Annotated in this window: 11 protein-coding genes and 3 tRNA genes; 6 read left to right on the forward strand and 8 right to left on the reverse strand. The window is 24.5% G+C overall.

Features of this window, described 5'->3' with window-relative positions; translation table 11 throughout:
- Positions 1–84: 84 nt before the first annotated feature.
- From rpiA to U0T55_01910, 4 genes are all read right to left on the reverse strand, one after another.
- Positions 85–744 carry a ribose-5-phosphate isomerase RpiA gene (rpiA, locus tag U0T55_01895; GenBank protein XBC42668.1) on the reverse strand — a complete coding sequence of 220 codons (660 nt, stop codon included), beginning with the start codon at positions 742–744 and terminating at the stop codon, positions 85–87.
- Between the two features lie 186 nt (positions 745–930).
- Positions 931–1,001, reverse strand: a tRNA-Gln gene (locus tag U0T55_01900).
- 25 nt (positions 1,002–1,026) lie between these two features.
- A tRNA-Leu gene (locus tag U0T55_01905) sits at positions 1,027–1,108 on the reverse strand.
- 32 nt (positions 1,109–1,140) lie between these two features.
- Positions 1,141–1,214: transfer RNA gene (locus U0T55_01910), tRNA-Met, on the reverse strand.
- Positions 1,215–1,418: 204 nt separating this feature from the next.
- Between U0T55_01910 and glnS the strand changes: the two genes are divergently transcribed.
- The 3 genes from glnS (at position 1,419) to eno (ending at position 6,404) form a co-directional block, all read left to right on the forward strand.
- Positions 1,419–3,086: a glutamine--tRNA ligase gene (glnS, locus tag U0T55_01915; GenBank protein ID XBC42669.1), complete on the forward strand. Its 1,668-nt coding sequence runs from the start codon at positions 1,419–1,421 to the stop codon at positions 3,084–3,086.
- Positions 3,087–3,441: 355 nt separating this feature from the next.
- On the forward strand, positions 3,442–5,085 hold the full coding sequence (locus U0T55_01920) for a CTP synthase (protein XBC42670.1): 1,644 nt from the start codon (positions 3,442–3,444) through the stop codon (positions 5,083–5,085).
- Between the two features lie 62 nt (positions 5,086–5,147).
- Complete coding sequence (gene eno, locus U0T55_01925; protein ID XBC42671.1) at positions 5,148–6,404, forward strand: phosphopyruvate hydratase; 1,257 nt, start codon at positions 5,148–5,150, stop codon at positions 6,402–6,404.
- Positions 6,405–7,116: 712 nt separating this feature from the next.
- Here the strand turns inward: eno and ispF are convergent.
- The 3 genes from ispF to U0T55_01940 are packed head-to-tail and all read right to left on the reverse strand — an operon-like array spanning position 7,117 to position 8,645.
- A complete protein-coding gene (gene ispF / locus U0T55_01930) occupies positions 7,117–7,605 on the reverse strand; it encodes a 2-C-methyl-D-erythritol 2,4-cyclodiphosphate synthase (protein XBC42672.1) in 489 nt (162 codons plus the stop codon).
- A gap of 12 nt (positions 7,606–7,617) precedes the next feature.
- The gene (ispD, locus tag U0T55_01935) at positions 7,618–8,322 is read right to left on the reverse strand and encodes a 2-C-methyl-D-erythritol 4-phosphate cytidylyltransferase (GenBank protein ID XBC43073.1); all 705 of its coding nucleotides are present in this window, start codon (positions 8,320–8,322) and stop codon (positions 7,618–7,620) included.
- Between the two features lie 29 nt (positions 8,323–8,351).
- A complete protein-coding gene (locus U0T55_01940; protein XBC42673.1) occupies positions 8,352–8,645 on the reverse strand; it encodes a septum formation initiator family protein in 294 nt (97 codons plus the stop codon).
- 2,520 nt (positions 8,646–11,165) lie between these two features.
- On the opposite strand from U0T55_01940, the gene U0T55_01945 reads away from it, so the two are divergent.
- The gene (locus U0T55_01945) at positions 11,166–11,795 is read left to right on the forward strand and encodes a DsbA family protein (GenBank protein XBC42674.1); all 630 of its coding nucleotides are present in this window, start codon (positions 11,166–11,168) and stop codon (positions 11,793–11,795) included.
- A 122-nt stretch (positions 11,796–11,917) separates the two neighbouring features.
- On the forward strand, positions 11,918–12,802 hold the full coding sequence (locus U0T55_01950; GenBank protein ID XBC42675.1) for a 5'-3' exonuclease H3TH domain-containing protein: 885 nt from the start codon (positions 11,918–11,920) through the stop codon (positions 12,800–12,802).
- A 459-nt stretch (positions 12,803–13,261) separates the two neighbouring features.
- Here the strand turns inward: U0T55_01950 and yihA are convergent, their stop codons facing one another.
- Entirely contained in the window at positions 13,262–13,867 is a 606-nt protein-coding gene (yihA, locus tag U0T55_01955; GenBank protein ID XBC42676.1) for a ribosome biogenesis GTP-binding protein YihA/YsxC, read from the reverse strand.
- 288 nt (positions 13,868–14,155) lie between these two features.
- Between yihA and typA the strand changes: the two genes are divergently transcribed.
- Positions 14,156–15,976 (forward strand): translational GTPase TypA, encoded by a 1,821-nt coding sequence (typA, locus tag U0T55_01960; GenBank protein ID XBC42677.1) that lies wholly within the window; start codon positions 14,156–14,158, stop codon positions 15,974–15,976.
- The last annotated feature ends 107 nt before the right edge of the window (positions 15,977–16,083 follow it).

Here is a 16,083-nt window from a genome sequence, read left to right on the forward strand (position 1 = left end):
TTAATCTTAAAGTTTATACATATCTTCCGCACATTGGCTGATTTAAAAAACCTGTAAAAACAAACACATTATATAAAATATATTTTATTTTTTCATAACTGTTATACCTGATTGTTTGCTAATTAAAGCAATATCTGCTGTGCGAGTTGCAAATAATCCTACACTCACTACTCCAGGTAAAGAATTAATTTTATGTTCTATTTTAATTGGGTCTAATATTTTGAAATCATAAACATCAACAATGATGTTCCCATTATCTGTAATAACATTGTGCCTAATTTTTGGTATGCCTCCTAATTTTATCAATTTATCTAGTATATAAGAAATAGACATAGGTATAATTTCAATAGGCAACGGGAATTTTCCTAATACTTTCACTAATTTTGATTCATCTACAATGCAAATAAAAGTTTTTGCCGCAGAAGCCAAAATTTTTTCTCTAGTTAAAGCAGCACCTCCTCCTTTTATCATTTGTAATTTAAAATTTATCTCGTCTGCACTGTCTATATATAACATTAATGATTTAATATCACTTAAATTATACACAGGAATTCCATGTTTTTTCAAAAATAATGTAGAAGAACTAGAACTAGACACCACTCCATGAACTAAATTTTTAGTATAACTTAGTGCTTCAATGAAATGAAATACAGTTGAACCTGTTCCAACACCAATTACTGAACCGGGATAAATATAGTCCAAAACAGCCTTTGCAACAGATTTTTTTAATTCTTCAGAATCCATAAAATAAAACCTATACTAAATTTTATTATGTATAACAATTAAATTTATTTTAAATTTTATTATTATATAATTTAACTCAAAATATATTTAAATAAATAGACAAAAAAGAATGTTATTTGATTTTTTAGATAAGAATTATACTATTTTAATTTAAATTTTACTTTTACTTTTTATAGCCAAGTATTGCTGGGGTACCTGGATTTGAACCAGGGATGCCGGTATCAAAAACCGGTGCCTTTCCACTTGGCTATACCCCAAAATAATTATTTAAAATATTGTATGTGCGGAAGGCGAGACTCGAACTCGCAAACCTAATGGTGCCAGAACCTAAATCTGGTGCGTATACCAATTTCGCCACTTCCACACTCTAAAATTTTAATTTTTAAATTTCAAAAGTAGCTACGACAGGAATTGAACCTGTGACCTCAGCGTTATGAGTGCTGTGCTCTATCCAACTGAGCTACGTAGCCGGAAATATAAAATTATTTTATACTTTAAATTATGCTGTGTTATACTAATAATGTCAACAATGATTTTTAAAAAGATATAACTATAAAAACGATCTTTGTAAAACTATTTATACCATAGTACCAAAATTATCTATTAACTAGTTATTTGTTTTTATTTTTTTAATTTCTCTTTGTTACTTTAGATAAATATCTACAGGAAATAAAATGAATAATCAAAATAAAAAAATACATAATTTCATTCAAAAAATAATTTATCATGATTTAAAAAAAAACAAAGTAAAAAATATTAAAACACGTTTTCCTCCTGAACCTAATGGTTACTTGCATATTGGCCATGCGAAATCTATATTTTTAAATTTTTATTTAGCTAAACAATTTAAAGGAACATTTAATCTTCGTTTTGATGATACTAATCCTAGAAAAGAAAACGTTCACTACATCAATAGAATCGTTGAAGATATAAAATGGTTAGAATGTAAATGGGATAACAACATATTTTATGCATCTTCTTACTTTAAAATAATTTACCAATATGCTAAAGAATTAATTATGAAAGGATTAGCTTACGTTGATCAATTGAATAAAGAAGAAATACGCAAATATAGGGGAACATTAACTTCACCTGGAATCAATAGTCCATATCGAACGCGCACTATTAAAGAAAATTTATCATTATTTAAAAAAATGAAACATGGACATTTTTTTGAAGGAAATGCATGTTTGAGAGCAAAAATAGATATGAGATCACCTTCAATGATCATGAGAGATCCTGTATTATATCGAATTTTATTTTCAAAACATCACCAAACTCAAACAAAATGGTGCATATATCCAACATATGATTTTGCTCATTGTATTTCCGATTCTATAGAAAAAATAACACATTCTATATGCACGTTAGAATTTCAAGACAATCGACAATTATACGAATGGATATTAAATAATATTAGTGTTACTCATTATCCTCACCAATATGAATTTTCTAGATTAAAATTAGAATACTCTGTATTATCTAAAAGAAAACTACAACTCTTGATAACTAATAACATCGTGACTGGATGGGATGATCCCAGAATGCCAACAATTTCTGGATTAAAACGAAGAGGATATACATCCTCTTCTATACGCGAATTTTGCGAAAAAATTGGAGTTACAAAACAAGAGAATATCATAGAATTATCGCTATTAGAATCTTGTATTCGAAATGAACTAAATATAAATACTATTCGTTATATGGCAGTTATTAACCCAATAAAAATATATATTTGCAATTTATCTGACGATTATACAGAAATATTAACGATTCCAAACCACCCTAATATTAATACTATGGGAACACACAAATCTATTTTTAGCAATAAAATATATATAGATCGTTTTGATTTTCAAGAAAATAACACTATACCAAATAAAAAATTAACTATAGGGAACGAAATTAGATTACGTCATGCTTATACTATTTGTGCAAAAAAAATAATCAAAGATACTGATAACAACATAATTAAAATTATTTGTACATACGACAAAAACACATTAGGAAAAAATCCTATTCATAAAAAAGTATCAGGAGTAATCCATTGGATTTCTGAAAAAAATGCATTACCAGCTCAATTTAATTTATATGAAAAACTATTTTTACTCAAAGATCCTGAAACACAAATAGATTTCTTAAAGTACATTAACAGAAATTCATTAATTATTAAAACAGGATTTGTAGAATCTGATATTCTGCATAATATTTCTGAAAATAGATATCAGTTTGAAAGAGAAGGATATTTTTATCTTGATAAAAATTGTTCTATTAAAAACAACTTAATATTTAACAGGATAGTAAAATTAAAAGATAATATAAAAAAAAATATTAACAAATAATATATTATTTAGTAAACACCTTACACAATACACTATAAATTTCATAATTGTATACATAGTTAAAATATTTGACTCTAAAACACACGTCTAAATATCGTCTAACAAAAGTAATATTTTATTCATTAGAAACGAGTATCCAACAATTTAAACAACTGACTTAAAATATTTTATATCTACATAAACAATTATACAATAATTAATATTATTAACTAACCACAATTAAAAACTCGTGTTAAAAAATAGATTCTATATGACATTTACTAACAAATAACGTTCCACATAATTTTAAAAACTATACTATTATTTTCATTTTTTAACAATCTTGTTCGATATTTCATCCACATGTTGGTTAAATATGACAACACATTATATTTTTATAACTGGAGGTGTAGTATCATCTCTCGGAAAAGGCATTACAACAGCTTCTTTAGCTGCAATTCTTGAAGCACGAAATCTCAATGTAACTATTATAAAATTAGACCCATATATTAATATAGATCCAGGTACTATAAGTCCCATACAACATGGTGAAGTGTTTGTTACTGAAGATGGTGCAGAAACAGATCTAGATTTAGGGCACTACGAACGATTCATTAGAAACAAAATGACTCGTTGTAATAATTTTACTACAGGTAGTATTTATTCTGAAGTTCTTCAAAAAGAAAGAAATGGAGATTATTTAGGCGCTACTATTCAAGTTATTCCGCATATTACTAATGCTATAAAAGATAGAATTTTTGAATGTTCGAAAAATAAAGACATTATTTTTGTAGAAATAGGAGGTACAGTAGGTGATATAGAATCTTTACCATTTTTAGAAGCTATTCGACAAATGGCAGTAGATGTAGGAAAAAAAAATACTATGTATATTCATTTAACTTTAGTACCTTATATATCTACTACAGGAGAAATTAAAACTAAACCTACTCAACATTCAGTTAAAGAACTGTTATCTATTGGAATACAACCAGATATATTAATATGCCGCTCAAAAAAAACGATTTCAATTATTGAACGTAAAAAAATTGCTTTATTTTGTAATGTTTCAGAAAAATCAGTTATTTCATTAAAAGATGTTAAATCTATTTATACTATTCCTAAATTATTAAATATACAAAAAGTTGATGATTTAATTTGTAATCATTTTAGATTGTATGTTCCTCAAGCTAATTTATCAGAATGGGATCAAGTTATATACGACGAATACAATTCTACACAAACAGTAACCGTCGGAATTATTGGAAAATATGTCGAATTACCAGATGCTTATAAATCTGTTATAGAAGCGTTAAAACATGGTGGACTAAAACATAAAACAATTGTTAATATAAAATTAATTGATTCAAAAAAAATTAAAAAATTAAATGTGGATACACTAAAATTTCTTCATGGGATCTTAATTCCTGGTGGATTTGGAAAAAAAGGAATAAACGGAAAAATAATATCTGTACAATACGCTAGAGAAAACAATATTCCATTTTTTGGAATTTGTTTAGGAATGCAAATTGCATTAATAGAATTTGTTAGAAATGTAGTAGGATTAAAAGAAGCTAATTCTACAGAATTTTCTCCAAAATGTAAATATCCTATTATTTCTCTCATTCATGAACGAAAAAATGTATTATATAGTAAAAAAATTGTAACGAACAAGAAAATATTAGAAGGAAAAATGAGATTAGGTAGTCAAATATGCTATTTAAAAAACGATAGCCTATCAAAAAAATTATATAAAACTAACACCATATTAGAAAGACATAGACATCGATACGAAGTTAATAATAATTTTTTACGAACAATAGAAAGACATGGACTATTAGTCACAGGATTTTCTGAAGAAAAAAAACTAGTGGAAATTATTGAGTTGTCTGGCCATACATGGTTTTTAGCATGTCAATTTCATCCAGAATTTACATCAACACCTAGAGATGGACATCCATTATTTTCTGGCTTCATTGAAGCTGCTATAAAATATAAAAAAAAACACAACGTTAATCATTAAATATGAAATCTATTCATACATATTTACGTAAAAGATGCTTATTTACAAGGAACAATTTATTTATGTCTAAAATTAAAAAAATAATTGCTAGAGAAATAATAGATTCTAGAGGATATCCAACTGTTGAATCTGAAGTTCATTTAGAAGGAGGATTTGTTGGATTAGCATCATCACCGTCTGGATCTTCTACTGGTTCTAAGGAAGCATTAGAACTACGCGATAATGATGCATCAAGATTTTTCGGGAAAGGAGTAACCAAATCTGTTCAACTAATTAACAGCATTATTTCTAAACAATTAAAAAACAAAAACGCCGATGATCAAGAAACTATCGATAACATTTTGATTCAGCTAGATGGAACTAAAAACAAATCTAAATTAGGATCAAACACTATTCTTTCTGTTTCGTTAGCAATAGCAAAAGCTGCATCAAAATATAAAGGTATACCTTTATACCAACATATTTCTGAATTAAATAATACTCCAGGAAAATTTTCTATACCTATTCCCATGATAAATATCATAAATGGAGGAAAACACGCAAATAATAACATAGATATACAAGAATTTATGATACAACCCATTAATACTAGTAACATAAAAGAAGCTATTCAAATAGGATCGGAAATATTTCATACATTGGGAATTATTTTAAAACAAAAAAAATTAAGCACATCTGTTGGAGATGAAGGTGGTTATGCTCCTAATTTAAACTCTAATGAATCAGTGCTTACAATTATTCAAGAAGCTATTAAAAAATCTGGATACATATTAGAAAAAAATGTTACTATTGCTTTAGATTGTGCAGCTTCTGAACTTTACAACAAGCATACAAAAAAATATATGTTGCATGGAGAAAAAAAACAATTTACATCACAAGAATTTACCCATTATTTAGAAGACCTAGTTAAAAAATATCCTATTACTTCTATAGAAGATGGACAAGATGAATCAGATTGGGATGGATTCCTATATCAAACAGAAAGATTGGGAAAAAAAATTCAATTAGTAGGTGATGATTTATTTGTAACTAATACTCAATTACTAAAAAAAGGCATAAAAAAAGGTATAGCTAATTCTATTTTAATCAAACCAAACCAAATTGGAACTTTAAGCGAAACATTGAAAGCTATACAAATGGCAAACAAAGCAAATTATACTGTAATTATTTCACATCGTTCAGGAGAAACAGAAGACACTTTTATATCTGATTTGTCTGTAGGAATCGCTGCTAAAAAAATAAAAGCTGGTTCTATGAGTAGGTCAGAACGCACATCTAAATACAATCAACTAATAAGAATAGAAGAAAATTTAAAATAAAAAAAATTATTTATTAAAAAATATTTTTGTATATTTGTAATTAAATACTTTTAACAAATAGCAGAATTAATGTATATTAAACATTAACTAAAACCTGCTATTTGTAAAATACTAATAAAAACAGAGTTTAGTATAGAGATAAATAATTCAATGAAATTGCATGCAATGCAAAATATAAACTAATTTATTTTTAATGTATAACATTATAAATTCTGTATTTAAACTAGGTTATTCCAAAAATCCTACATTATTTACATATTAAAATTGTATTTTATCAAAACGACTATAATATAAGCACATAAAATTCAAAAGTCATATTACACATCGAATAATTATTAAGTCACTATTTTAATACGCTTATTTTTAAGAAAATCAATTCTTTAAAAAAAATTTCTATAATAAATTATAGTTTCAACATAAAACATTTATTTGTCTACTATAACAATTTTAAAATAAATACTTTATCAAAACTTTTTACCAAACAACTCAAACAAATACGATTTCATATTTTTAATATAATCTTTTTAAATTTTCAAAATAAAATTATTTTAAATAATTTTATTTTTCGAATATTCGCTAAAAATAAATTTAAATAACATACCAAAATAAATAATATGTAGTCAAATTGACTGACTATACATAAAATACATACTTAAAAGAAATTTTCTTTAAAAAATAATTAAAATCATTATTTTCAATATGTTTATAAATGTTAAATTATATCCGATTTAAAATTATCCAACATAACAATCGATTCACACGCTATTCCTTCATTTCGCCCAATAAAACCTAATTTTTCAGTAGTAGTAAATTTAACGCTAACATTGTCTACTAAACACGTAAGATCTCTAGAAATATTATCTCTCATTTTATTTCTATAAATTAACATTTTCGGAAGTTGCGCAATAACTGTTATATCAATGTTAGACAAAACGTATCCTTTTTTCGTAATTTCTTTCCATGTTTTCCTCAATAATATGCGACTATCAATATTTTTATATTTTTGATCAGTATTAGAAAATACTGAACCAATATCTCCCATAGCAGTAGCTCCCATTAATGCGTCAATGACGGTATGTACTAAAACATCACCGTCAGAATGAGCTGTCAAACCATGTATATAAGGTATAATCACTCCTCCAATAATCAAAGGTTTTATGCTACCAAATGCATGCACATCAAAACCATGTCCGATTTTCATAAACTCATTCTCTTATAACATTTGCGTTTTTAAATAACAACGAACAAAAGAAATATCTTCTGGATAAGTAATTTTTATATTGCTATCTCTACCTCTTACTAATTTTGGATGATATCCGCAATATTCCATAGCTGATGCTTCATCAGTTATATTTATTCCTTCTTTTATAGCTTTTTTTAAACAAAATAACAAAAGTTTCGTAGGAAAACATTGAGGAGTTAACGCATTCCACAATTGGTATCGATTTATAGTTCCAAAAATATCAATATGATTCATACTATATTTAATAGTATTATTTACCGGTGTAGCTAATATACCCCCTATAGCACTTGTATCAACTAAAGATATAATTTTATTTAAATCGTGTAAACTTAAACAAGGTCTTACAGCATCATGAATTATTACCCATTTAGCATCATGAACTACCAATAAACCAGCTAATACAGAATGTACACGAAGTTCTCCCCCAAAAACAAAATAAACTCGCGGATGAAAAGAAACAGATAATTTATGAAAAAAAACATCTTTTTTATTTAAAATAACTATGATTCTTTTAATATTATTATGTACCAAAAAAAATTTTATACTATGTTCAAGAACAGTATACCCTTTAATTTTTATATATTGTTTAGGCTTATTTAACAACATTCTACTACCAATTCCAGCTGCAGGAATAATAGCTACAATGTTAGAATGAAAAGTACCAATATTATTCATAAAATCATTTACAAATCTTTTATAATGCATTATTTAATATCATCAAAATTATGATTAATTATAATTCTATAAAAGGTTTCACCATTTTTTATCATACCCAAATTACTTCTTGCATATTCTTCGACTAACTCATTATTCATATTCCAAAGCTGTATTTCAGAAAACAATTTTACATTTCGTTCTGTAAGATAAAAAATATCTAATTTTTTTTGTAAAATTTTTTTTCTCAATTTCATATATTCGTACAAACCATCTTGTCCTACAAAAAAATTTATTTGCAATAATAATAATAATGCCAATAGTCCTATCTTAATTAATATCATATATATACTCTAAATTTATTACTAATTATATAACTATCAATAACTAATAAACTAAAATAGTTAATGTAATGTTATTTAGTAATCCAATTTAATAAGCTAAGTCCTTAATTAACGTTTGTACTGAAATTTATTTATCCATGTGAAATACAAGATTTTCTACATTTTATATATATTACATACATTATAATGATACATATATATAAAATATCATATGTCTACTAAAATAATAATAAATGAAATCTAAAATCATCAATTATAAAACATATTAATTGTTTCTTAAAAGACAAGATATTTTTCTAAACATATAAACACAAATAAACATTTCAAATTATTACTATATAATATAATAATCATGTTTCATATAGTGTTTTGTTTTAAAATATGTTAGATTGTCAATCTAATCTTATTAAAGTTAAAAAACAATATTTTTATTATATATAAATTTCTTTTCATGCCAATTCAATAATTTTTATATATAACACATAACGTTCTTTACATTTTTAATATAACAAAAAAAATAAATTCAATTGACAGTTGAAAATATTTTTTTATTTTATAAAAAGTAATTTATTTCAACCGAATTCTATACTACTTATTTACGCTTAAAATACAAACTATTAAAATATCATTAATGTTTATTAATTCATATTTATAAGTTATGCAATATACCTTGCATGTTTAATTTATCTAGTATTTATCATTTTTTAATTAACTTAATGAACTCATTTTAAATACATATCAAGAAATAACACCCCCTAATTTATACTAACGTTAAAAAAATAACGTTAACGAAATAAAATAAAACTAACTTATTGCATATGATTACTACATAACCAATAAACTAATCATTATAATATTTTCAAAACAATAAAAATTTTAATTAACATATTTTCTAAAAATTACTCTACTATCAATAAACATATGAAAAAATTGTATTAAAATATTACTAATAACTATACAAACACTACACAATTTCTTACTATTTATTTATTTAAAAATGTTTATATAATTCAAATATAAACTTAATACAAAAATATTTCCTATTTTTATAAATATTACAGAACCTTTTATAAGTGTTAGTGTATAAATTAAAAATCAGATATAAATAATATTGTAAAATTGTATAAATTATATTTTTTAATATTGTATTTTTACTTATAAAATAAAAACAACATTGTATTTTTCAGTTAATACCCTAAAAAATAAAAATAAGATATATTAAACCACAATAAAAAATTTATTTTTTTAAAAACTATACTTTTTATTTTTTTTATCTAACTAAAAATTAATTTAGTAATACGTAATTCATGTTAACACCTTATAAAACATTTAAAATATAATACAAAATTATACAAATATCAGAAAAATAAAATAAAAAATATTACATACATTATTAAAAATATAAAAAATTTTATTTAAATACTTGATAATTCATTAAATTTTCTTTTAGCTACTCCACAAAGTAACTGAAAATAGAAATTTAACTAATAAAATAACAAACAATAGCATAATTTTTATAATAAAATTTTTCTTTTAAAGAATATATAAAAGAAATTTTTTCATTATATTCTATCAAATAAAAATATAAATTCTTTACATGTTTTTTTAAAATTATTTTTTTAAGTTAGCAAATGTACAATAATGAATAGAAAATAACATCGTAGATTTAAGTGTATCAATCAAACAATCCATATTTAAAATCCAAGTTAAAGATAACTTATCATGTATCGACATTCCTCTAAAAAATCTTATTAATAAAAAAAAATTAAACTATTTTGATTAGAATTTTTTAAAAATATTAGAAATTTCTATCATTTTCATAATCAGAATTTATTATCTATTAGTTACATCATTCTACTAAACTAATACGAGTAAAATTTTATCACAATACTAATTTTAATGTGCTAGTATGGATAAACTATCTTATCCATATTACATTAATACCAATTAAAACATGCATGTAACTCTTCCAAACTACACACTAGGACAAACATAATTTAATACACAAAATTTCGTTCAGATAAATTAGAAAAACGCAATAACATATTTGAGCAAAAAATCTTGTTATATACAATTTTAAATAATTCTATACCTAATTTTTTCACTCTCGCACTGCTGGCGATTTTAGATCATCGTACACTCTTTTTTAATCATTCTCTATTTATACAATTCGCTCTAAATCTTTTATTTTTTTCATACTAATTTAAGTAAAAATGGACATTTTAATGAATTATCTGGAATACTAGACATCGGAACTTTTAATCCTAAATATTATCCTTTTTATACAAATCATATTTAAAAGACCATAACACTCTATTTTTATTCATAACTTTACTCGCGCACAAACAAATAATAAACACGTATGATTAACATCAAAGTTACATTATTACTTTTTCTAAAAAATAATAATATTTTATTAAATATTAGTTCACCAAAAATATACGATTTTTTAAAAATACGCTATGATATAGATAACTAAAACATTTAAAAAAATAACAAAATTAATTATATAATAAACGTATGAAAAAATTTTTAATATTAGCGACGCTCATGTCATTTGGATTTTGTAACATAGATACACCCATTATAGAAAAACAAAAATATACCGTACTTGATAAAAAAATTGCAAACGCTGCTCCAATAATAGAATTTTTTTCTTTTTTATGCCCTCATTGCTATACTTTAGAACAAAAATATCGACTCGATTACCATATAAAAAACAACATATCTAATTCTATTAAAATTGTAAAATATCACGTTAATTTTTTAGGAGGAGAATTAGGTGAATCATTAACTCACATATGGGAAATATCAAAAATGATGGAATTAGACAAAAAAATTCTTATGCCTATATTTGAAAAAATTCAACAACAAAAAACTATCACTGATGTCTATACCTTAAAAAATGAATTTTTAAAGTTAGCAAAAATTGATGAAAAAGAATTTAATTTCCTTTGGAACAGTTTTGTTGTAAAATCTATGTTATATAATCAACAGATTATACAAAATACTCTAAAAATAGATCGTATTCCCTCTATATTTATTAATGGAAAATATGCTATAAACAACACAAATATCAGTCAAAAATCGAATAAAGATTTTATTAAAGAATACGTATATATTGTAAAATGTTTACTTAATAAACATTAACATAACTATCTTAAAAAATTATTTTCATATTAATTATTTAACTTCTCTAATTATCTTATTAATATTAAAAACTACAATATATATTAAATACATGTAATTATAACTGATATAAATTTATATATATGAATTCCAAAAAAAAATTCGTCCATTATTTATTAATAGATGGTACATCATACCTCTATAGATCATATTATTCTTTTTCTACACTGAGCAATAAAAATAATACACCATCCGGGGCTATATATGGTGTAATAAAAATGCTCAAAACGTTATCTAAAAAATACCCAAAATCTCAAATAATCATAATATTTGATTCACCAACAAAAAATTTTAGGCATATATTATTTCAACCATATAAAGCTAACCGTCCAAGTATGCCAACAAATTTAAAATTACAAATTAAACCGTTATACGAAATAATAACAGCAATGGGATTTCCAATCGTAATAATACCTTATTTTGAAGCAGATGATATTATAGGAACATTGTCGCATGCGGCAAATAAAGAAAAAAAATTTACTTTAATTTGTACTAATGATAAAGATCTAGCGCAATTAGTAAATGTTAATGTTAATATATTAGAAAGTAAATTTAATACAATATTAGGAGAACAAGAAATAAAACATAAATATGGAGTAATACCTACTTTAATTCCTGATTTACTAGGATTAATGGGAGATAAATCAGATAATATTCCAGGAGTACCAACAATAGGAAAAAAAACAGCACTTACTTTATTGAAACATTTTAACTCTTTAGAAGACATATATATTCATATTGATGAAATATCGCAATATTCATTTAAACGAGCTAAACATATTACTGAAATGCTAATGATTCATAAAAACTTAGCGCTTCTTTCAAAAAAACTAGCTACAATCAAAACAGATGTAACTATAAATAAATCCATAAATGAAATAAAAATGTCTAAACCATCAATACATAAACTAACTCATTTTTTTAAATACTATAAATTTCATCATTGGTTAAAATTATTACGAGAATGAAAATAGTAAAAACAAACATAAATTACCTAAAAATAAAAAATGCATATAAGTGTATTTTGACTTAAAATACTGAATGCACTAATTTCTTAACCATGAATTTTAATTTCTGAAATAAAATATTTTATTTTCAGAACAAAATAAATAATTCAAATTATAAAACAAAATTTTTTTATATAAATTTAAATCACATTAACTAAAATATTTTTCGCTTAAACAATAAAACCTCTATTTAAACATTGATTAAAAAAAATATGAATACAGAAACGTATACAATTCATTGCTGTAAACAATAATACAAACTTTGAAAAATAAAAAACAAACGCTATTATGATTTAAACACTATTCAAAAAATATAAATGTATGTTAATAAGATATCAATACTAAAAAGTTAAATTCTATCTTAATAACTAATATTTAAGAAAAACATCTAATCAAAAATATTAACTTTTAATCTAACAATTACATATTGTCATGCATCCAATAATCCAATTGATCCTTTAAACTATCAATACCAATTTTTTTAAATGACGAAAATAATTCTACTCGTATACCATATAGTAAAATTAATCTATTTAAACGAATAATGCGTAATTGTTCTTGCTGTTTAGAAAAAACCATTTTGTCAGCTTTATTTAACAAAATTAACATCGGAATATGGTTCAACCTCGTTAAATTAATTATCATTTCATCTAGAGATTTCATAGGATATCGAATATCCATCAACATAATTAATCCTTTTAAACACGTTTGAGTTTTTAAATACTGAAACACCATTTTTTTTAAGTTCATCATAATATTTTTAGAAACTTTAGAATAACCATAGCCAGGTAAATCAACTAAACGCATTTCGGAAGAAACTTTAAAAATATTAATTAATTGTGTTCTTCCTGGAATTTTACTAACCCTAGCTAAATGTTTTTGATTAGTTAAAACATTAATAACAGTAGACTTTCCTGAATTAGAATATCCAATAAAAGCAAATTCAAACCCAAAATTATATTTTTCTTTTTTTATATTTACAATGCTTTTTAAAAAAACAGTGTTACAATAATTGTTTCTAATCACAATACAGCTCCAAAAATACACTATAATACTATTAACTTTAATGAATCATACTACATAAAAAATAATATATTTAATATTATTTAGTGATAATAAAAAAATAAAATATTATAACATTTAAACTAATAACATATATAATCACTTACATTCAGTTTAATATTTATATTTTATGAATACGTATCAAAAGATTATTATTTCAATAATAAACATGTTAGAATAAAAATTCTATAATGTTGTTCAATTATTTTACAACCACAATTATTTTTACTTCTTTTACGATGCCAATAAAAAATGAACAAAAACTTAAGAAACATAGCTATTATCGCTCATGTTGATCATGGAAAAACCACCTTAGTAGATGCATTACTAAAACAATCTGATCATTTTAAAAGCTATAAAAAATATTCCGAACGTATTATGGATTCAAACGATCTCGAAAAAGAACGAGGAATAACTATTTTAGCAAAAAATGCTGCGATTAAATGGAAGAATTATCGTATTAATATCATAGATACTCCTGGACATTCTGATTTTGGTGGAGAAGTAGAACGCATACTATCCATGGTAGATTCTGTTCTATTAGTAGTGGATGCATTAGACGGTCCAATGCCGCAAACAAGATTTGTTACTCAAAAATCTTTTAACTATGGAATCAAACCTATTGTAGTAATAAACAAAATTGATCGAAAAAATGCTAGACCAAACTGGGTAGTAGACCAAATTTTTGATTTATTTGTCCATCTTAATGCTACTGATGAACAACTTGATTTTCCAGTCATATATACTTCTGCATTACTTGGAACATCTGGAACTAACTACAAAGATATAGGACTAGATATGTCATCGTTGTACGAAACTATTATAAAATATACACCACCTCCAAAAATTAATGTTAGCAAAACGTTACAAATGCAAATTTCGCAACTAGACTATGACAATTATTTAGGAACAATTGGAATTGGACGAATTAATCAAGGATCTATAAAACCCAACCAAAACATAACAATTATCAATAATAAAGGACTAAAAATCAACGGAAAAATAGGAAAAGTACTAACTTATTTTGGATTAGAAAAAATAGAAGTTAATCAAGCACAATCGGGAGACATAGTAGCTATAACAGGTATTGAAAAACTTTATATTTCAGATACTATTTGTGATCCTACTAATATAAAACCATTACCAAAATTACAGGTTGATGAACCAACAGTAGAAATGATGTTTTCTGTTAATACTTCTCCTTTTTCAGGAACAGAAGGGAAACATATTACCTCTCGACAAATTTTGAATCGATTAAAACAAGAAATGATACACAATGTTGCTTTAAAAATAAAAGAAACAGCGAATTCCAATGTTTTTGCAGTGTCTGGACGCGGTGAACTACATTTGTCGATATTAATTGAAAATATGAGAAGAGAAGGGTTTGAATTAGAAGTATCCCGTCCAAAAGTAATTATACGTGAAATAAAAGGAATCAAACACGAACCATTTGAAATAGTTATATTAGATATTAAAAATGCAAATCAAGGAACTATTATAAGATTAATAGGTGAACGCAAAGGAACAATTTCTAATATTACTTCAGATAAAACAGATAGAACAAGAATTGATTGCATTCTAAGTAGTAATGCTTTAATTGGATTTAGATCAGAATTCACTACTATTACCTCAGGATCTGGAACATTTCACTCTTCTTTCAGCCATTATGGGAAAATTCAGTCTGAAACAATAGGACTGCGAAAAAACGGAGTACTAATTTCAAACAAAACAGGGTATTCAGTAGGTTTTTCTCTATTTAATTTACAAAATCGTGGAAAACTGTTCATAGGACATGGAGAAAAAGTATATGAAGGACAAATCATTGGTATTCATAACAGAAAAAACGATTTAACTGTAAATTGTTTATTAGGTAAAAAGTTAACAAACATGCGAGCATCAGGATCTGATGATGCAATAACATTAACTACACCTATAACCGTTAATTTAGAGTATGCTATTAGTTTTATTAATCACGACGAATTAGTAGAAATAACACCGCTATCTATTAGATTAAGAAAAGAACACTTAACAGAAAATTCAAGAAAGATATTTTCAAGAAAAAAGGAATTGTAATAAAAAAAATATATTAAAACGTAGCGTCTGACATAAATGTATTTGTAAACCACATAATAATTAGAAACATGTTCTATGCTCAATAACAGTATCTTATTAAAAATATA

The organism is Buchnera aphidicola (Kaburagia rhusicola ensigallis) (assembly GCA_039830025.1).
Lineage (GTDB): Bacteria > Pseudomonadota > Gammaproteobacteria > Enterobacterales > Enterobacteriaceae > Buchnera_B > Buchnera_B aphidicola_AW.

Excerpts from the sequence above, each read along its gene's own strand:
- U0T55_01940 (XBC42673.1), bottom strand. The coding sequence starts at position 8,645 with ATGATATTAATTAAGATAGGACTATTGGCATTATTATTATTATTGCAA.
- ispD (XBC43073.1), bottom strand. The coding sequence starts at position 8,322 with ATGAATAATATTGGTACTTTTCATTCTAACATTGTAGCTATTATTCCT.
- eno (XBC42671.1), top strand. The coding sequence starts at position 5,148 with ATGTCTAAAATTAAAAAAATAATTGCTAGAGAAATAATAGATTCTAGA.
- ispF (XBC42672.1), bottom strand. The coding sequence starts at position 7,605 with ATGAAAATCGGACATGGTTTTGATGTGCATGCATTTGGTAGCATAAAA.
- glnS (XBC42669.1), top strand. The coding sequence starts at position 1,419 with ATGAATAATCAAAATAAAAAAATACATAATTTCATTCAAAAAATAATT.
- rpiA (XBC42668.1), bottom strand. The coding sequence starts at position 744 with ATGGATTCTGAAGAATTAAAAAAATCTGTTGCAAAGGCTGTTTTGGAC.
- U0T55_01950 (XBC42675.1), top strand. The coding sequence starts at position 11,918 with ATGAATTCCAAAAAAAAATTCGTCCATTATTTATTAATAGATGGTACA.
- typA (XBC42677.1), top strand. The coding sequence starts at position 14,156 with ATGAACAAAAACTTAAGAAACATAGCTATTATCGCTCATGTTGATCAT.
- U0T55_01945 (XBC42674.1), top strand. The coding sequence starts at position 11,166 with ATGAAAAAATTTTTAATATTAGCGACGCTCATGTCATTTGGATTTTGT.
- U0T55_01920 (XBC42670.1), top strand. The coding sequence starts at position 3,442 with ATGACAACACATTATATTTTTATAACTGGAGGTGTAGTATCATCTCTC.